This is a genomic window from Streptomyces sp. NBC_01244 (assembly GCF_035987325.1).
Classification (GTDB): Bacteria; Actinomycetota; Actinomycetes; order Streptomycetales; family Streptomycetaceae; genus Streptomyces.
Window position 1 is genome coordinate 1,533,312 of sequence record NZ_CP108488.1, and the last position, 17,637, is coordinate 1,550,948.

At 73.9% G+C, this 17,637-nt stretch carries 18 protein-coding genes; 10 read left to right on the forward strand and 8 right to left on the reverse strand.

Annotated elements, in window-relative coordinates; translation table 11 throughout:
• Position 1 precedes the first annotated feature (1 nt).
• A complete protein-coding gene (gene lnt, locus OG247_RS06535; protein ID WP_327251325.1) occupies positions 2-1,672 on the reverse strand; it encodes an apolipoprotein N-acyltransferase in 1,671 nt (556 codons plus the stop codon).
• A gap of 40 nt (positions 1,673-1,712) precedes the next feature.
• Positions 1,713-2,228 carry a hypothetical protein gene (locus tag OG247_RS06540; protein WP_327251326.1) on the reverse strand — a complete coding sequence of 172 codons (516 nt, stop codon included), beginning with the start codon at positions 2,226-2,228 and terminating at the stop codon, positions 1,713-1,715.
• An 81-nt stretch (positions 2,229-2,309) separates the two neighbouring features.
• Here OG247_RS06540 and OG247_RS06545 point away from each other — a divergent pair, with 81 nt between their 5' ends.
• A complete protein-coding gene (locus OG247_RS06545) occupies positions 2,310-2,795 on the forward strand; it encodes a VOC family protein (RefSeq protein ID WP_327251327.1) in 486 nt (161 codons plus the stop codon).
• Positions 2,796-2,834: 39 nt separating this feature from the next.
• Here the strand turns inward: OG247_RS06545 and OG247_RS06550 are convergent, their stop codons facing one another.
• Positions 2,835-3,866 (reverse strand): FAD-dependent oxidoreductase, encoded by a 1,032-nt coding sequence (locus OG247_RS06550; RefSeq protein WP_327251328.1) that lies wholly within the window; start codon positions 3,864-3,866, stop codon positions 2,835-2,837.
• Positions 3,867-4,030: 164 nt separating this feature from the next.
• Here OG247_RS06550 and OG247_RS06555 point away from each other — a divergent pair, with 164 nt between their 5' ends.
• Both OG247_RS06555 and OG247_RS06560 read left to right on the forward strand, forming a co-directional pair.
• Positions 4,031-4,630, forward strand: a complete 600-nt coding sequence (locus OG247_RS06555) for a TetR/AcrR family transcriptional regulator (RefSeq protein WP_327251329.1) — start codon at positions 4,031-4,033, stop codon at positions 4,628-4,630.
• Positions 4,627-5,598, forward strand: a complete 972-nt coding sequence (locus OG247_RS06560) for an ADP-ribosylglycohydrolase family protein (RefSeq protein ID WP_327251330.1) — start codon at positions 4,627-4,629, stop codon at positions 5,596-5,598. Before OG247_RS06555 ends, OG247_RS06560 begins: the two co-directional genes overlap by 4 nt.
• 37 nt (positions 5,599-5,635) lie before the next feature.
• Here the strand turns inward: OG247_RS06560 and OG247_RS06565 are convergent, their stop codons facing one another.
• The gene (locus tag OG247_RS06565; RefSeq protein WP_327251331.1) at positions 5,636-6,442 is read right to left on the reverse strand and encodes a glutamate racemase; all 807 of its coding nucleotides are present in this window, start codon (positions 6,440-6,442) and stop codon (positions 5,636-5,638) included.
• A 144-nt stretch (positions 6,443-6,586) separates the two neighbouring features.
• On the opposite strand from OG247_RS06565, the gene OG247_RS06570 reads away from it, so the two are divergent.
• From OG247_RS06570 to OG247_RS06590, 5 genes are all read left to right on the forward strand, one after another.
• Positions 6,587-7,840, forward strand: coding sequence for a glycosyltransferase (locus OG247_RS06570; RefSeq protein ID WP_327251332.1), 1,254 nt, complete (start codon positions 6,587-6,589; stop codon positions 7,838-7,840).
• A gap of 257 nt (positions 7,841-8,097) precedes the next feature.
• Entirely contained in the window at positions 8,098-8,691 is a 594-nt protein-coding gene (locus OG247_RS06575) for a DUF6643 family protein (RefSeq protein ID WP_327251333.1), read from the forward strand.
• 72 nt (positions 8,692-8,763) lie between these two features.
• Positions 8,764-9,588 (forward strand): MOSC domain-containing protein, encoded by an 825-nt coding sequence (locus OG247_RS06580; RefSeq protein WP_327251334.1) that lies wholly within the window; start codon positions 8,764-8,766, stop codon positions 9,586-9,588.
• Positions 9,589-9,873: 285 nt separating this feature from the next.
• Positions 9,874-10,485 carry an Rv1733c family protein gene (locus tag OG247_RS06585; RefSeq protein ID WP_327251335.1) on the forward strand — a complete coding sequence of 204 codons (612 nt, stop codon included), beginning with the start codon at positions 9,874-9,876 and terminating at the stop codon, positions 10,483-10,485.
• 249 nt (positions 10,486-10,734) lie between these two features.
• On the forward strand, positions 10,735-13,203 hold the full coding sequence (locus tag OG247_RS06590) for a right-handed parallel beta-helix repeat-containing protein (RefSeq protein WP_327251336.1): 2,469 nt from the start codon (positions 10,735-10,737) through the stop codon (positions 13,201-13,203).
• 49 nt (positions 13,204-13,252) lie between these two features.
• On the opposite strand, the gene OG247_RS06595 is transcribed toward OG247_RS06590, so the two are convergent.
• Entirely contained in the window at positions 13,253-13,765 is a 513-nt protein-coding gene (locus tag OG247_RS06595; RefSeq protein WP_327251337.1) for a GNAT family N-acetyltransferase, read from the reverse strand.
• A 149-nt stretch (positions 13,766-13,914) separates the two neighbouring features.
• On the opposite strand from OG247_RS06595, the gene OG247_RS06600 reads away from it, so the two are divergent.
• A complete protein-coding gene (locus OG247_RS06600) occupies positions 13,915-14,406 on the forward strand; it encodes an SRPBCC family protein (protein WP_327251338.1) in 492 nt (163 codons plus the stop codon).
• Here the strand turns inward: OG247_RS06600 and OG247_RS06605 are convergent.
• The 3 genes from OG247_RS06605 to OG247_RS06615 all read right to left on the reverse strand — a co-directional run bounded on the left by OG247_RS06605 (position 14,400) and on the right by OG247_RS06615 (position 16,741).
• On the reverse strand, positions 14,400-14,717 hold the full coding sequence (locus tag OG247_RS06605) for a hypothetical protein (RefSeq protein ID WP_327251339.1): 318 nt from the start codon (positions 14,715-14,717) through the stop codon (positions 14,400-14,402). The two genes, OG247_RS06600 and OG247_RS06605, sit on opposite strands and share 7 nt — an antisense overlap.
• A 154-nt stretch (positions 14,718-14,871) precedes the next feature.
• Entirely contained in the window at positions 14,872-15,534 is a 663-nt protein-coding gene (locus OG247_RS06610; protein WP_327251340.1) for a hypothetical protein, read from the reverse strand.
• A 79-nt stretch (positions 15,535-15,613) separates the two neighbouring features.
• Positions 15,614-16,741 (reverse strand): PLP-dependent cysteine synthase family protein, encoded by a 1,128-nt coding sequence (locus tag OG247_RS06615; RefSeq protein ID WP_327251341.1) that lies wholly within the window; start codon positions 16,739-16,741, stop codon positions 15,614-15,616.
• Between the two features lie 265 nt (positions 16,742-17,006).
• Between OG247_RS06615 and OG247_RS06620 the strand changes: the two genes are divergently transcribed.
• The gene (locus tag OG247_RS06620; protein WP_327251342.1) at positions 17,007-17,624 is read left to right on the forward strand and encodes an ATP-binding protein; all 618 of its coding nucleotides are present in this window, start codon (positions 17,007-17,009) and stop codon (positions 17,622-17,624) included.
• The last annotated feature ends 13 nt before the right edge of the window (positions 17,625-17,637 follow it).

Consider the following 17,637-nt stretch of genomic DNA (forward strand, 5'->3'; position numbering starts at 1 on the left):
CCTACGACGCCCTGCGGAGGCGGCGCGCCAGCGTCCAGCCGAGACCGGCCGCGGCGACGGCCAGCAGCAGGTACTCGGCGAGCGGGCCGAAGCGGGTGGCCGGCGTCTGCGTGGAGCGCAGCGGGATCTCGGCGACCAGGGCGTCGGCCGTGAACATCTTCGTCCGCCGCACGATCTCGCCGTCGGGGCGGATCACCGCGCTGACCCCGCTGGTGACGGGCACGAGCACGGTCCGGCTGTGCTCCACGGCCCGGACCCGGTCCATGGCGAGCTGCTGGTAGGTCATCTCGGTGCGGCCGAAGGTGGCGTTGTTGCTGGGCACCGCGATGACCTGGGCGCCGGCCCGGACGGTGGAGCGGACGGCGTCGTCGAAGGCGGCTTCGTAGCAGGTGACCATGCCGACTCCGCTGCCCGCCATGTCGAAGACGCCGGGCTCCTTGCCGGGGCCGAAGTCGCGCCGCACCCGGTCCACGTCGGAGCTGAAGAGCCGGACGAAGGAGCGCATCGGGATGCGCTCGCCGAAGGGCTGGATCTTGCGCTTGTCGTAGGTGTCCACGGGGCCCTTGACCGGGTCCCACAGGATCATCGTGTTGCGCAGCGGGCCCGTCTGCGGGGCCAGCACCGAGCCGATGGCGACGGGCACCCCGATGGTCTTGACCGCGTTGTCGATGACGGCGTAGGCATCGGGCTCGGCGTACGGGTCGATGTCGGAGGAGTTCTCCGGCCAGACGACGAAGTCGGGCTTCGCGACCTTGCCGAGCTTGACGTCCTCGGCGAGCTGGATCGTGCGGTTGGCGTGGTTGTCCAGGACCTGGCGGCGCTGGGCGTTGAAGTCGAACCCGGCGCGCGGGACGTTGCCCTGGACGACGGCGGCCACCGCGGTGCCGTCCTCGGCCGCGTCGGAGACGAGCGGCCGGGCTGCCAGCGCCCCGGCGAGCGGGGCGGCCACGGCGGTGGCGGCGAGCAGCGCGGCGGTGGCCCGGCGGGTGTCGGCGCCGACGCGCAGGACCTCGTACAGCCCGAATCCGCACAGGGCCACGGCGAAGGAGAGCAGCGGGGTGCCGCCGAGCGCGGCGAGCGGCAGGAAGACCCCGTCGGGCTGGCCGAAGGCGAGCTTGCCCCAGGGGAAGCCGCCGAAGGGGGCCCGGGCGCGCAGTGCCTCGCCGGCGATCCAGACGGCGGCGCCCCACAACGGCCAGCCGGGGAGCCGGCTGACGAGGGCGATGCCGAGGGCCGTGAGGCCGATCAGCAGGGACTCGAGGGTGACGAGCGCCAGCCACGGCACGGGGCCGACACCCTCGCCGGTCCAGACGAGCAGCGGCAGCAGGAAGCCGAGCCCGTGCAGCACACCGAGGCCGAACCCGGCCCGCGCGCGGCGCCCGTACAGGCACCATCCGAGCAGGGCGAGCGCGAGGGGTGCCAGCCACCACAGCGTGCGGGGCGGGAAGCTGAGGTAGAGCAACACTCCGGACAGGAGCGCGAGCCCGGGCCGCGCCAGCCGTCCGGCCCACCGCCGCGCGGGGGAACCCGCAACGCCCGCCGCCCGGGGCGCTCGCGTCCGCACGCCGTCTTCCGTTCCCGCTTCCGCCTGCCCTTGCGGTTCGTTCCCGGCTTCGTTCCCGGCTTCGTTCCCGGCTTCGTTCCCGGCCGCGCGGGTCGCACTGCTGCTCATCTGGCGGAGTGTACGTCCCCTCGCTGTGCCGGTGACGGAGTCAGTGGGCCAGGGTGCGCAGATGGGTGCGGATCACCCGGACCGCGTTCTCCGCGTCGTCGACCGTGACGGTGAAGAGCTTGCCGTCGCCGAGCCGGAGTTCCAGCCCTTCCCCGCGCCGGACGATGACGGCGGTGCCGCGTTCGGGACGCCAGCGGTAGCCCCAGCCGCCCCACTGCTGCGGGGTGATCCGGGGCACGTACTCGGCGGCCTCCACCTCCGTGAGCCGGATCCTGCGCCGCGGCAGCCCTATGTGCCCGCAGCGCACCTCGATGGCCTCGGCGTCGACGGTGACGGCGGCGTGCACGAAGGCGAGGGTGCCGAAGAGGATGAGCAGGCCCGCGGCGAGGCAGCCGATCACCGCCATGAGCAGCGCCACGATGCCGGCGCCCCAGGCGTGGTCGACCGCGAGCTCGATGCCGAGCGCGAGACAGGCCGCACCGGCTCCGGCGAGGACCCACTGCACGCGGTTGGAGGCCCGGCCCGTCCAGAGCGGCCCCGGGGGGTGACCCGTCATGTGTAGCAGCGTACTCACGTTCCGCACGGACGCCACCGGCCTCTTGACCTGAATCGCGCTTGAGGTCCTACGGTCGCGGACATGACGAACAAAGAGGCGGCAGAGGTGTCGGGGCAGACGATCCCGGAGCGCTATCGCACGGCGGTGGTGCCGCACATCATGGTGGCCGACGCGGTCGGCGCCCTGGACTTCTACGCACGGGCCTTCGGGGCCGTGGAGGAATACCGGCTGGACGCACCGGGCGGCGGCGTCCTGCACGCGGAGCTGCGCGTCGGCGGGGCGGTGCTGATGCTCGGCGACACGGCCGCCGGCGGGTTCGCCGCACCGACCGCGCTCGGCGGTACGTCCGTGGCGCTGCACGTGTTCGTCGCGGACGTGGACGAACTCGTCCGGACGGCCGCGGCGGCGGGCGCGGAGGTGCTGCAGGAGCCCGCGGACCAGTTCCACGGCGACCGGACGGCCCACCTGCGAGACCCGTACGGACACACGTGGATCTTCCTGACCCACCTGGAGGACGTGTCGGGGGAGGAACTGGAACGCCGACTGGCCTCGGCCGGGACCGCCTAGCCGAGACGTCCCGGCCGGGACGGGCCTGGCCTGGTCCGGCTAGCCGGGCAGCAGGCCGACGAGTGCGTCCCGCAGGGCCGGGCGGCGGACCGTCATGAAACGGTGCAGGGTCCGGGAGCCGAATGCCACCCGCTGGGCGCTGCGGCGGCGCTCGCCTTCGTACGCGCGCAGGGCGGCGGGTAGGCCTCCGGCGTCATGGGAGGCAACGGCCCGGGTGAGGGACTCCGCGTCGAGGAGGGCGGTGCAGGCGCCCTGGCCGAGGTTCGGGGTCATGGCGTGCGCAGCGTCGCCGACCAGGGCGACCGGTCCCGGCGGGGCCGTGCGGGTGAAGCAGGGCAGCGCCGGGTGGAGGTGGCGCATCCGGTAGCGGATCCAGGTCCGCGGGTCGGTGTCGGCGAGCACGCGCGGGATGGGGTCGTGCCAGTCGGCGAAGGCGGCCCGCAGTTCCTGCGCCGTGGTTGCCTCGGGAACGGTGGCGTACCAGTTGGTGCGGCCGGGTTCGACCGGGGTCATCCCGAAGAAGCGGCCCCGGCCCCAGGTCTCGCCGTAGACGCCGGTCTCGAATCCGGCGGTGCCGATCCAGGCCGTGGACCCGAGCTCGCGCGACCGGCTCCTGCCTTCGAAGCGAGCGGTGCGGACCGCGCTGTTGATGCCGTCGGCGCCGACGAGGAGGTCTGCGCCCCGCGCGGCCGAAGCCTCGTAGGCCTGGCCGTACGCGATCTCCGTGCCTCCGAGCCGGGCGAGTTCGGAGACCAAGGCGTCGATCAAGTAGGGCCGCGAGATGAGGAGTTCGGGTCGGCCCGCCTTGCGTTCGATCCGCTCCAGCGGGAGTGCGGCCAGGACCCGGCCGTCGGGGCGTCGGATCTGCGCGTCCCGGTACGGGACCGCGCGCGCTCGGAGCGCCCCGCCGAGGCCGAGCCGGTCGAGCGCCACCTGGGCCGCGGGATGGATGCCGAAGGCGGTGCCGTACTGCTCCGGCTCGGCCCGGCGCTCCAGGACGGTCACCGCCCATCCGGCCCGGCGCAGGCCGATGGCGGTGGCGAGGCCGCCGACCCCGGCGCCGACGACCACCGCCGAGCCCTTCTCGCTGCCCCTGCCCCTACCCCTGTCCGTGCCCCTGCCCCTGCCCCCGGTACTCGCGCCCACGGCACACCCCTCGTTCGAGTCGCTCCCAGCCGACCACCACACCCGTGGTGCCACATCTGTGGTACCACGGACGTGGTTATGCTGACAAGGTGAACCAGGACCGAAGGGACCGGCTGCGGGACGCGGCCATCACGGTGCTCGCCGAGGCGGGCGGGCGGGGCCTGACGCACCGGGCCGTCGACGCGGCGGCCGACGTGCCGCCGGGCACCGCCAAGAACTACTTCCCGACCCGCGACGCACTCCTGCGCGCGGTCGCCGGGCGCTGCCTGGAGCAGTACCGGGCGCTCGCCGACCGGCTCGCGGGGGCCGGGCCCGGACCAGCCGACCGGGCCGGACTCGCCGCGCTGCTCACCGGACTGCTCCGCGATACGGCCGGAGCCGGGCGGCCGCGCATGGTGGCCTACTTGGAGCTCCAGACCGAGGCGACCCGAAGGCCGTGGCTGGCGGAGCTGCTGGACCCGATCGCGACGGCGGACTTCGCGGCGTTCGGGCACCTGCTGGCCGCCGCCGGACTGCCGGCCGGTCCGCAGCAGGCCCGCGCCCTCACCCTCGCGCTGCACGGAGCCGTCCTCCACCTCCTGACGGGCGCCCCGGCCACCCTGGCCGCGGCCGGACTCGACGACCTGGACGCCTTCACCCGCGGGGTACTGGACCGCGTCTGCCCCGGACCGCACGAGGAGACCCCGTGACCATCCGGACCGACCGCGCCGACCGTGCCGTTGGAGCCCTGCTCGGCTCGGCGGCCGGGGACGCGCTCGGCGCGCCCTACGAGTTCGGCCCCGCCGGGCAGTTGAGCGCCCGGGGCGAGGAGATGTGCGGGGGTGGCGGATGGGATCCGGGCGAGGCCACCGACGACACGCAGATGGCGGTGCTGGTCGGGGAATCCCTGCTGGACCGCGGCGGGCTCGAACTCCCCGACGTATTCGGCCGGTTCCGGCGCTGGGCGGCCGGGGACCCCAAGGACATCGGGCTGCAGACGGAGATCGTGCTGACGAGCGGCGACCCGTGGGACCTGGCCGCCGTGCTGCACTTCCAGACCAACGCACGGGCGGCGGGCAACGGTTCCCTGATGCGCGCCTCGACCTCGGCGGTGTACTTCGCCCCCTCCGGGCGGGAGCCGACCATGGACGCCGCCCGGCGGATCGCCGCGCTGACGCACGGGGACCGGGCCGCTTGGGAAGGCACGGCCGTCCTGCACGAGCTCGTGCGCGTGGCACTGGAGGGCGGCGATCCCCTGTCCGCGCTCCCCGCGACGCTGGCGCAGGTGCACCCGGATCACCGGGAACGGTACGCGCGGGTCCTCGCCCCGGACTGGCATCCGGACCTGGCCACCGAGTTCAACGGGGCGGTGTGGCCCTGCCTGGGCTCGGCCGTGTGGGCGCTGCGCACCACGACGGGCTTCGCCGACGCCGTACGGGCCGCCGTGGACCTGGGCGGCGACACCGACACGGTGGCGGCGGTCACCGGCATCCTGGCCGGGGCGCGGTACGGCGCGGCGGCGGTCCCGGAGTCCTGGACGGCCCGCCTGCACGTACCGCTGCCGGGCTTCGGTGACCGCGTGCTGGACGCGGCCGGCCTACGGGAACTGGCCCGTCGCCTCGCGGAGGCCGGAGCCGACGCGGCGGCGGCCCCGGGTCGGCGGGAGCCCTGCCGCTGATCGGCCGGCCCGGACCCGGCTCCCGCGGCCTCGGAGGTCACCCCTGGAGGGATCCCCCGACGATGGCGCTCCGCCCGGCCAGCAGACGTCCTTCGGCATACCCGAGGGCGGGCTCGGGCAGGGTGCCGGGGCGGCCGCTGAGCAGGACGGTCAGGCTGCCGGTGTGCGGCAGGCCGGGCTCCGGACGGGCGCCGAGCCGGCGCAGGGCCTGGACGGCGACGGGCTCGGCGGAGCCGTGGAAGACGAACGCGCCGCCTCCGGTGCGCCGGTCGAGGGCGGCCCGGATGGGGTCTTCGACCAGCTCGTAGTGGGTGCAGCCGAGCACCACGTCGGTGACGTCGGCCGGGGTCAGCGCGGCGGCCGCGGCGACGGCCCGTACGACGGCGGCCTCGTCGCCGGCCTCGACGGCGTCGGCCAGACCCGGGCAGGGCACCTCGGTGACGCGCGCCCCGTCGGCGAAGTCGCGGATCAGGCCGCGCTGGTAGGGACTGCCGGTGGTGGCGGGGGTGGCCCAGATGGCCACGCGCCCTCCGGCGGCCGCGGCGGGCTTGATCGCCGGCACGGTCCCGATGACCGGGATCGCGGGCTCCAGTGCGGCGCGCAGCGCGGGCAGTGCGTGGACGGAAGCGGTGTTGCAGGCGACGATCAGCGCGTCCGGCCGGTGCGCGGCGGCGGCCCGCGCGACGCCGAGGGCCCGCCCGGTGAGGTCCTGCGGGGTCCTCGGACCCCAGGGCATCCCGTCGGGGTCGCAGGACAGCACCAGCTCCGCGTCCGGCCGCAGCCGTCGCATCGCGGCGGCCGCGGCGATGAGGCCGATACCGGAGTCCATGAGGGCGATCTTCACTTGGTCACCTTAATCGATCCCCCCGCCCCGCCCGGGGCAACAGGACCGCCGCTCCCCGGCCCGGAGCGGCTCCCGGCCCAACCGGGGCCGCCGAAACCCGGTGTCCCGCGGCTCCCGCGGTGCCGCTCCCGGCACACTGCCGGGATGGGTTACCTCCTCGTCGCCGCGTGCGCCTCGCTCGCCGTCTGGCTCTGGCTCGCCCTCGGCCAAGGCATGTTCTGGCGGACCGATACGCGCCTCCCGCCCCGGCACGCCCCCGCACGCTGGCCGTCCGTCGCGATCGTGGTCCCGGCCAGGGACGAGGCCGAGGTGCTGCCGCTCAGCCTGCCCTCGCTGCTGGCGCAGGACTATCCCGGCGAAGCCGAGGTCATCCTGGTCGACGACGGCAGTACGGACGGCACGGCCGCCCTCGCCCGGCGGCTCGCCGACGCGCACCCCGGGCTGCCCCTGACGGTCCTCTCCCCGGGCGAACCCGGAGCGGGCTGGACGGGCAAGCTCTGGGCCCTGCGGCACGGCATCGCGCACGCCCGCTCCGGAACCGGCGCCGGCGCCCGCCCCGGCGCGGACGGCCCGGACTCCGGCCCCGGTGCCCACCCCGGTTCCGGCCCGGGTTCCGGCCCGGGCCCCGTCCCCGACTACCTCCTCCTCACCGACGCCGACATCGCCCACGAACCCGACAGCCTGCGCGAGCTGGTCTGCGCCGCGACGGCGGGCGATCTCGACCTGGTCTCCCAGATGGCCCGGCTGCGCGCCGTCAGCGTCTGGGAGCGGCTGATCGTCCCCGCCTTCGTGTACTTCTTCGCCCAGCTCTACCCCTTCCGCTGGATCAACCGCCCCGGCGCCCGCACCGCGGCCGCCGCCGGCGGGTGCGTCCTGCTGCGCACCGAGGCGGCCGTGCGGGCCGGAGTCCCCGAGTCGATCCGGCAGGCCGTCATCGACGACGTCTCGCTCGCCCGGGCCGTCCAGCGCACCGGCGGGCGGATCTGGCTCGGGCTCGCGGAGCGGGTGGACAGCGTGCGCCCGTACAGCTCCCTCGCGGACCTGTGGCGGATGGTCTCGCGCAGCGCCTACGCGCAACTGCGCCACCGGCCGGCGCTCCTGGCCGGGACGGTGGCCGGGCTGGTCCTGGTCTACCTCGTGCCGCCGGCCGCGCTCCTCGGCGGCCTCGCCGCCGGCCGGCCCGCCGTCGCCTGGGCGGGCGGCCTGGCCTGGCTCCTGATGGCCGGCACCTACCTGCCGATGCTGCGCTACTACCGCCAGCCGGCGGTCCTCGCGCCGCTCCTCCCGCTCACCGCGCTGCTGTACCTCCTGATGACCGTCGACTCGGCCGTGCAGCACTACCGCGGACGCGGAGCGGCATGGAAAGGACGTACCTATGCCCGCCCCGGCGACGCCTGAAACCGGACTCCACCCCTCACCTTCACGTCTTCCGAGGTCAGTGGGTTGTGACGCTTCGTCAGCAAAGAGCCGGCGCATGATCCGTGCAACACCCAACCGGTGAGTACGAGTAGGAGCAAGACGGGGCGGAAGTGACCAAATCGTGCACGTGAACGTGAAGTGAAACCTGTGGCCCTGACCTGCGAATATGCAGGTCAGGGGCGGTCTTGACGGACCTCGCTATGGACCCGGTGAAGTCGTGGGCTTAACTTAGGTCCATGACCTCCCCCCGCTCCACTTATGGCGGCGGTTACTACTCCGCGCCCTCCTTCCCGGACACCCCTATCTACGACTCCCTCGTCGCCGAACGCGGGACCCCGCAGATCGCCCCGATCCGGGTCCCCGCCGCCTACGACTCGCCGAGTGCCGGCTACTCGAGCGGTGGGTACCTCCCGGCCCTCGCGTCCGCGCTCCCCGCCCTGCCGGCAGCGCTGCCGCCCGCCCGCCCGCAACAACAGCAGCCGCAGCACGCCCCGGCGTACGGGTACCCGTACCAGCAGCAGGCCGCGCCGCAGCAGATGCCGCACATGCAACAGATGCAGCAGATGCCGCAGCCCATGTCGATGCCGATGCCGCTCCAGCAGGCGCCGGTGCCGTACGTGCCGCAGCAGCCGCAGCCGTTCGCGGCCCGCACGGGCTACGCTCCGCAGCCCCAGCCGCAGCAGCCCCGTCCGGTGGCCACGGGCACCGGGTACGAGGCGATGCGCCCGGCCGCGCCGCGTCCGATGCAGGCGCAGCCCGCGCCCGTGCCGGCCGCCTCGTTCGAGGACCCGTACGGTCGCCCGTACCAGCCGCAGGGGCGCGGCTACTGACCGCTGCGCCCGGCCGGCCCTTTCCGACGAGGTCGCTGCGGAGTCCGTGAAGGCGGCTGGCAGAATTTCCCCATGGTGAAACTGCGTGTCCAGGCGCTCCACGTCCATCCCGTCAAATCGGTGGCGGGGACGGCACCCGACGAGGTGGCCGTGGAGCCCTGGGGTCTGTCCGGCGACCGCCGATGGGCGGTGGTGGACGGGGAGGGCGCGGTCATCACCCAACGCCAGCAGCCGAGGCTGGCCTTGGCGCGGGCCCGACCGCTGGGGGGCGGCGGGTTCGAGGTCTCGGCGCCGGGCATGGCGGATCTGACGGTGGAGGTCCCGGGGCGGGGTCCGCTGGAGCCGGTCATGCTCTTCGGCAAGAAGATCGAGACCGTGGCGGCGGCGCGAGCGGCCGCCGACTGGTTCACCGCGTACCTGGGCGTACCCGCGCACCTGGTGCACCTGGACGACCCGGCCGTACGACGGCCGGTGGATCCCCAGTACGCGCTGCCCGGCGAGACCGTGAGCCTCGCCGACGGCTATCCGCTGCTGATCGCCACCCTTGCCTCGCTGGACGCGCTCAACGCGCTGATCGCCCGGGGTGACCATCCGGACGAGGGTCCCCTCCCGATGAACCGGTTCCGCCCGAACGTGGTGGTGTCCGGAGGGGAGGCCTGGGCCGAGGACGGCTGGGAGCGCGTCGCGATCGGCGACGCCGTCTTCCGCGGGGCGCGCGAATGCGGACGCTGTGTCGTGACGACCACCGACCAGACGACGGCACTGCGGGGCAAGGAGCCGCTCCAGACCCTGGCCAAGCACCGGCGGATCGGGAAGTCCCTGGCCTTCGGGCGGCTGCTGGTGCCGGTGCGGCTGGGGACGCTGCGGGTCGGCGACGAGGTGCACGTCCTGGCGTGAGACCAGGCGTGAGCCCAGGCGTGAGACCAGGTGTGAGACCAAGCGTGGATCCTGGCACAGAGCCAACTCCAGGGGGCCGGTGGGACCACCCGGATTGACACCTTCGAGGGGCTCTGGCGTCCCCCTGGAACCAACCGCCACCGCCTGCCCGTTGGAGCATTCGGGACGTGAGCACCGGATCGGGTGACACACGTCTCGCGCGTCCCGGAATGCGGGTGGCCGGGGCATGCGGGAGGCTGGGACGGCAGGCAGGCGCAGACTGGCACAAGTAGGGGGAGCCGGACCGTGCGGACAGCAATGGGAGTGTGGCGCTGGCGGCGCAATCCGCTGCGCCGCCAGACGGATCTATTCGAGGCCTGGGTGGCCTTCGCGGCGCTGCTGTGCGTCCTGTTGGTGGCTCCGGCCATCGGCTGGGTGGCCGGGGTGCGGGTGGACGGCACGCTGCAGCGGGCCGTGCGCGAACAGCGGGTCGAGCGTCATCTCGTACCGGCGGTGGTGGTCCGGCCGACACCGGATCCGCTCCCCGGCGCGGCCACCGATCCCGCGGCACAGCGCCAGACCCCGCAGCGCACGCAGATCGTCGCGTCGTGGACGGCTCCCGACGGCAGCAGCCACCAGGGCACGGTGCCGGCCGCGGAGGAACCGCCGCGTCCCGGCGACCGGTTCCGGATATGGACCGATACGCACGGTCGCCTGGTCGGACAGCCCCTCGACCCGTCCTCCGCCAGTTTCCACGCGGGCATGGCGGGGCTCGCGGCGGCCCTGGGCATGGCCGCGCTGGTGGAGACGCTTCGCCGGCTGGTCGTACGAAGGCTCATGCATCGGCGGTACATCCGGCTGGACCGCGCGTGGGCCGCGGCGGGACCGGACTGGGGCCGGGCGGGCGCGGGCAGCTGACCTGGCAACTCACCGGCCCCGCGCGCGCTACGGTGGAGCGCCGGAGCGGCTGCTCCGATCGGGGCCGTCGAAACGGCCGGTCGATCGAGGTGGACGGTTCGGCGGCGCGAGCCCCGAACGACGGGGTGCGGGCACGGCGGGAAACTTACACGGCAGCACAGGTACACGGTCGGACACGCGGACGGTTCGGGCCCGCGGACGATCAGCAGGCGGCTCTACGGAACACGAGGGTGGGGGCACGACAGCACCATGGCTCAGGGCACGGTCCAGGTGACGCACGGCGGTTCCTCGCGGTGGCGTCGCCGCTCCGGTGATTATCCGACGCTGAGCGCCGCGCTGGCCGCGGCGGGCGACGGCGACGTCCTGTCCATCGCGCCCGGCACCTACCGGGAGAACCTGGTGCTGCACCACGCCGTGACCCTGCGCGGGCCGGAGGGCTCGCTGGGTTCGGTGCGGATCGCACCGCTCGACGGGGTCGCGCTGACCGTCCGCGCCTCGGCGGTCATCCAGGATCTGCACCTGGAGGGCCAGGACCCCACGGCGCCCGCGCTGCTCGTCGAGGACGGCTCCCCCGAGCTCACCGACCTGCGGGTGAGCACCCGCTCGGCGGCCGGCATCGAGGTCCGCGGGAGCGGCGCCCGACCCCTGGTCCGGCGCTGCACGGTGGAGAACACGGCCGGAATCGGCATCGCCGTACTGGACGGCGGCGGCGGGGTGTTCGCCGACTGCGAGGTCGTGGCCGCCGGCCAGACCGGGGTCTCCGTGCGCGGCGGCGGCCGCCCCCGGCTGGAGCGCTGCCGGATCCACCACGCCACGGGCGCCGGCATCGCCGTGACGGGCGACGGCTCGGGCCTGGAGGCGCTGGGCTGCGAGGTCTACGAAATCAAGGGCGCCGGGGTGCAGATCGCCGCGCGGGCCACGGCCGTGCTCACCGACTGCGCGGTCCACCGCACCTCCGCCGACGGGGTCACCCTCGACACCGACGCCGTCCTCACGCTCGCCGGCTGCGACATCCACGACATCCCGGAGAACGCGGTGGACCTGCGCTCGCGCTCCGTGCTCACGCTCAGCCGCACGACCGTCCGCCGCTTCGGCCGCAACGGCCTGTCCGTGTGGGATCCGGGCACCCGCGTCGTCGCCGACTCCTGCGAGATCCACGACAGCACCGGCGACTATCCGGCCGTCTGGATCAGCGACGGGGCCGCGGTCTCGCTGGACTCCTGCCGGGTGCACGACGTACCGGACGCCCTGTTCGTGCTGGACCGGGGTTCGCGGGTGGACGTCGTGGACAGCGACATCTCCCAAGTGCGCAACACCGCCGTCTCGGTGAGCGACGGGGCGACGGCCCAGCTGGACGACTGCCGGATCCGGGAGGCGGCCACGGGGGCCTGGTTCCGCGACCACGGCAGCGGCGGCACGCTCGCCAACTGCACCATCGACTCCGTCCAGACCGGCGTCATCGTCACCAAGGGCGCGGATCCCACGCTGGAGCGGTGCACGGTCAGCTCCCCCGCCGAAGCCGGGTTCTACGTGTCGGCGGGCGGTCGCGGCGCCTTCACGGCGTGCCGGGTCACGGGCAGCGCGGGCTTCGGTTTCCACGTCATCGACGGCTGCCGGACCTCCCTGCACCGCTGCCACACCGAGCGGTGCGCGCGCGGGGGCTACGAGTTCGCGGAGGACGGCCCGGTCGCCGAGGACTGCACGAGCGACGAATCCGGACCGCGCCTCGCCGCCCGGTCCGCCTCCGGCGTGGGCGCCGGCTCGGGTGCGGGGGCGGCGGCCGGGGAGCGTACGGGGATCCGTACGGTATCGGCCGCGGCGAGCCCCGTGGCGGCGGGCACGGCCGAGCGGGTACCGGCCCAGCGGCCGGCCGACGAGACGGAAGCCTCGGCGAGCGGGCAGTCCGCGGTTCGCGGTTCGGTCGAGGTGCTGGGGCACCTCGACGCTCTCGTGGGGCTGGACAGCGTCAAACGCGAGGTCCGTGCGCTGACCGACATGATCGAGGTGGGCCGGCGCCGGCAACTGGCGGGGCTCAAGGCCGCCTCGGTCCGCCGCCACCTGGTCTTCACCGGCTCCCCCGGCACCGGCAAGACCACCGTGGCCCGGCTGTACGGGGAGATCCTGGCCTCCCTGGGGGTCCTGGAGCGCGGCCACCTCGTGGAGGTGTCCCGCGTCGACCTGGTCGGCGAGCACATCGGGTCCACCGCGATCCGCACCCAGGAGGCCTTCGACCGGGCGCGCGGCGGGGTGCTGTTCATCGACGAGGCGTACGCGCTGGCGCCCGAGGACTCGGGCCGCGACTTCGGACGCGAGGCGATCGACACGCTGGTGAAGCTGATGGAGGACCACCGGGACGCGGTGGTGGTGATCGTCGCCGGGTACACGGCGGAGATGGACCGCTTCCTCACCGTGAACCCGGGGGTGGCCTCCCGCTTCTCCCGGACCATCACCTTCGGGGACTACGGGCCCGGGGAACTACTGCGGATCGTGGAACAGCAGGCCGAGGAGCACGAGTACCTGCTCGGCGAGAAGACCGCCGACGCCCTGCTGACGTACTTCACCGACCTGCCCAAGGGGCCCGCCTTCGGCAACGGCCGCACCGCGCGCCAGACCTTCGAGTCGATGGTCGAGCGGCACGCGGGGCGGGTCGCGCAGCTGTCGGAGCCGAGCAAGGACGATCTCACCCTGCTCTACCCGGCGGACCTTCCGGAGCTCTGACAGCAGGCCCGCTCAGGCACAGGTACAGGTACAGGCGTACCGGAGCCCCTCACAGGTCCCGGCGCATGCACACCCGGGGCCAGCGGGCGAGCCCGTGCACGGCCTCGCGGTCGCGGATGTCCCGCAGGCCGGGGCCGAGGCCGCCCTCGTCCAGGGTGCGGAAGCCGCAGCGGGCGTAGTACGGGGCGTTCCACGGCACGTCGGTGAAGGTCGTCAGGGTGAGCGCGAGGGCGCCCTCCGCGCGGGCCCGCTCCGCGAGGTGTTCCAGCAGGGACCGCCCGATGCGCCGGTGGGCGCGGTCCGGGTGCACCGACACCTGCTCGACGTGGAGGTTCCCGTCGACGCGGTCGGCGAGGAGGTAGCCGACGGGCGTCCCCGTCCCGGCGCCCTCGGCCGCGACCCAGGCCAGGCCGGCCCGCCGGTAGCCGTGGAGTTCCTCCAGCGGAAGCGGTTCGTCGTCGGCGATCTCCGGCATGCCGATGGTCCGGAAGCATTCCCCGGCGGCCCGCTCGATGTCCTGCAGGAGGGCCAGCTCGTCGATGTGCGCTGCTCTGATAAGCATGTACGGCATTGTCCCGGCCGAGACCGGGTCCGCGAAACGGGTTCGCCACCGCGCCCTTCGGCCCCGCGGCGGACAACTGACGGACCGACAGCTAGGGTGACAGCCCGCCGGTCGCCGCCGGCCGTCCGCCGAACCGAGGGAGTGCCGTCATGGCCCGCCGACTCCGCCCCGTAGGACTGGACTTCATCGAGGTCGCCCCCACCCGCCTGGTCTTCGCCGGCCGGACCACGGCGGCTCCCGAGGACGTGTACCGGGCGCTGGCCGAGGAGGTCGAGGGCTGGCCGCGCTGGTTCCGGGCCGTCACCCTGGCCCGGCCCACCCACGGCGGCGCGGGGCGCGAGATCAAACTCGCGGGCGGGGTCCGGTTCCAGGAGACGATCATGGCCGCGGATCCGGAGCGGCGCTACGCGTACCGGGTCGACGAGACCAACGCCCCCGGCATACGGGCCCTGCTGGAGGAGTGGCGCCTCTCCCCCTCCGGCTCCGGCACCCACGTCCAGTGGACCTTCGCGGCGGACGGCCCGCCCCCCGTACGTCTCGCCCTGACCGCGGCCCGGCCGGGACTCGGCCACTCGTTCCGCTCGGCCGTCCGCGCGCTGGACTTGCGGCTGGCGGCGCGGCGGACCGGTACGGATCAGTAAGCCGTCGGGTTGGCGGGCGAGGACCAGCTCGACCGCGGGATGCGTTTCGGCCAGGTCCCCGTACCCTCCGGCCGTACCCTCCGGCCGCACCCTCCGGCCGTCCACACGCGCACGCGGAACTCCTGCAGCGTCAGCGCCGCGGACTCGCCCTCGAAGTGCACCCTGGCGCACCGCCCGCAGCACCAGCCCCGGATCCAGAGCCGCTCGGCGGCGGTGAGGCCCGCCTCCATCCGCCTGCGGTACGCCCGCCCGTCTCCCGAGACCCTGACGAAGAGGACGACGGCGGTCAGCAGCGCGATCGCCGAGATCACGCCGAGGAAGAAGAGCCCCGCCTCCGGGCCGGAGGCCTCCGGGCTCGATGCCCGCCATGGTTCCCCCCGAGGCTGCGTCGTGATCGAAGTCCGCACAGCGTAAGCAGTCGGCGCCGCCGTGCCTACGGGGTTGTCGCCACGGGCCTGCCGGGGTTCAGACCGCGGGGTGCCGCACCGCCAGGTCCCCGTAGCCGCCCGCCGACCAGACCCGCGTCCGGAACTCCTGCAGGGTCAAAGCCCGTTCGCCCGCGAAGTGCACCGTGCCGCAGCGGCCGCAGTACCAGCCGTCCGCCCAGACGCGGTCGGCGGCCGCCCGGCCCGGTTCGGTCCGGCGGCGCCAGGTCCGTACGGCCCGGCCCGACAGGGCGATGAGGAGGGGGCCCAGGAGCAGAGAGGCCGCCGAGATCCAGCCCAGGTAGGCCGTCGGGTCCTCGACTCCGAAGGGGAGGTCGCCGTCGCCCCCGTAGAACCGTGGGACCGTGTCGCCCTCGAACCACTTCCCCGCGATCCCACCCCAGATGAACGCGCCGATCGCCACCAGGACGAACAGGGCCCCGAAGCAGCCCATGTTCTCGTCGTTCGGCTCGTCCGGTGCGATCGCGAGGGCCTTGGCCAGCGCCGAGTTCTCCTCTCGGGTCGTCACGTTGTCGCCGTCGCCGCCCTTGCTCTCGACGCTCAGCTTGGCCTTGGCCCGCAGGTACGCGGCGGACACGCCGAGCACCTGGTCCTCCCGGCCGCACCGGGGACAGGCCAACGAGCCCTCACCGCCCCCGCCTTGGCCCTGCGCACCCGCACCGCCGTCCGTGAACTCCGCCATGGCTCCCCGCCCCGCGCCGCACCCCGTCCAAAGTCCGCACAGCGTAGCCAGCCGATCCCGCAGCGGACAGGGAAACGTTTCAGCCGATGGGCTCGCTCCACACACCGGTCGCCAGCATGGTGTCCAGCGTCCGTGCGTACGGCGCGATGTCGAGCCCCTGCTCCGCCAGCCACGCGTCGGAGTAGTACTTGTCCAGGTAGCGCTCGCCCCCGTCGCAGAGCAGGGTCACCACGCTGCCCGTGCGGCCCTCCGCCACCATCTCCGAGATGATCTTCAGGGCGCTCCACACGCCGGTACCGGTGGAACCGCCCGCCTTGCGGCCGATCACCCGCTCCAGCGCGCGGCACGCCGCGACGCTCGCGGCGTCCGGGACCCGCATCATCCGGTCGATGGCCCCGGGCACGAAGCTCGGCTCCATCCGGGGCCGGCCGATGCCCTCGATGCGCGAACCGCAGTCGCTGGTCGCGTGCGGGTCGTTGCGGGTCCAGCCGTCGAAGAAACAGGAGTTCTCCGGGTCCGGGACGCAGATGCGGGTGTCGTGCTGCATGTAGTGCACGTAGCGGGCGATCGTCGCGGAGGTGCCGCCGGTGCCGGCCGTGGCCACGATCCAGGCGGGCTCGGGGTAACGCTCCAACCGCAGCTGCTGGTACATCGATTCGGCGATGTTGTTGTTGCCGCGCCAGTCCGTCGCCCGCTCCGCGTACGTGAACTGGTCCATGTAGTGGCCGCCGGTGCGGGCGGCGAGCTCGGCCGACTCCTCGTACATCTTCATCGAGTCGTCGACGAAGTGGCACTCACCGCCGTGGAACTCGATGAGCCGGCACTTCTCGGGGCTCGTCGTCCGCGGCATGACGGCGATGAACGGGACGCCGATCAGCTTGGCGAAGTAGGCCTCCGAGACGGCGGTGGAACCGGACGAGGCCTCGATGACGGGGCGGCCGGGGCGGATCCAGCCGTTGCAGAGCGCGTAGAGGAACAGGGAGCGGGCGAGGCGGTGCTTGAGGGACCCCGTCGGGTGGGTGGACTCGTCCTTGAGGTAGAGGTCGATGCCCCAGGCCTCCGGGAGCGGGAAGCGCAGCAGGTGCGTGTCGGCGGATCGGTTCGCGTCCGCCTGCACCTTGCGGACGGCCTCTTTCAGCCACGCGCGGTAGTCCGCGTCGCTGCGGTCGACGTCGACGGTCGTGGCGGTCGTACCGGTGGTGCTCATGCGCCGTGCTCCTTCGTATGTCCCGATGCCCCGATGTCCCGAGGTCCCCGAGGTCCCCGAGTGCTCGGCGGGCCCGGCGCCCTCTTCGCCTTTCGCCGCCCGCTTTCGCAATGTACCCCCCTCACCTGTACAAACAGTCACTTTGGGGATCCATACGGATCGCTTTCGATCGCGTTCGGTTGCACACAGGCCCACAGTGGGTGACCCTGGGGAGGCGTCACCGAGGGTGCAGCACCCGTAACACTGATGTCGGGGAGTCGCAGCCGTGATCAGTCATTCCCGCAGGCACTGCGTCGTCGAACTGCAGGCCCTGCCCTTGCGGATCGGACAGATCCGCCGAATCGTTTCGGCGCAACTGCGCCACTGGCAGCTCGATCCGCTCATAGACCGGGCTGCGCTCGGCGTGACGGAGCTGCTCAGCAACGTCCACCGTCATGCGCAGCCGGACAAGACGTGCACCGTCGAGATCGAGCTCCGCCTCGGCCGGCTGACCGTCTCCGTCTACGACAGCGACCCCCGCCTCCCCATGCTCCGGGATTCCCGGGCCGCGGGGGCTTCCGAGGCCGCCCGCCCGGCGGGCATCGCCGCGGTCGACGCCCTGGAGACCTCCGGACGCGGGCTCGCGCTCGTGGAGGCGCTCAGCGAGGCGTGGGGAGCCCGGCAGCAGGACGACCGCGCGGGCAAGGTGGTGTGGTTCTCGCTGCGCGCCGCCCCCGGCCCCGCCGCACCGGAAGCCCACCCGGTGCTCCTGGCCGAGAAACCGGTGCCGCACGCCGGCATGACCGTACGGGACACCGCGCCGGCCCCGCCCGTCGCCGCACCCCCCGAGCCGGTCTCCGCCCGCCTGTCGGTGTCCGCCTCGGTCGCCGCCCGGCCCGGGTAGCCTCCGGCCGCCG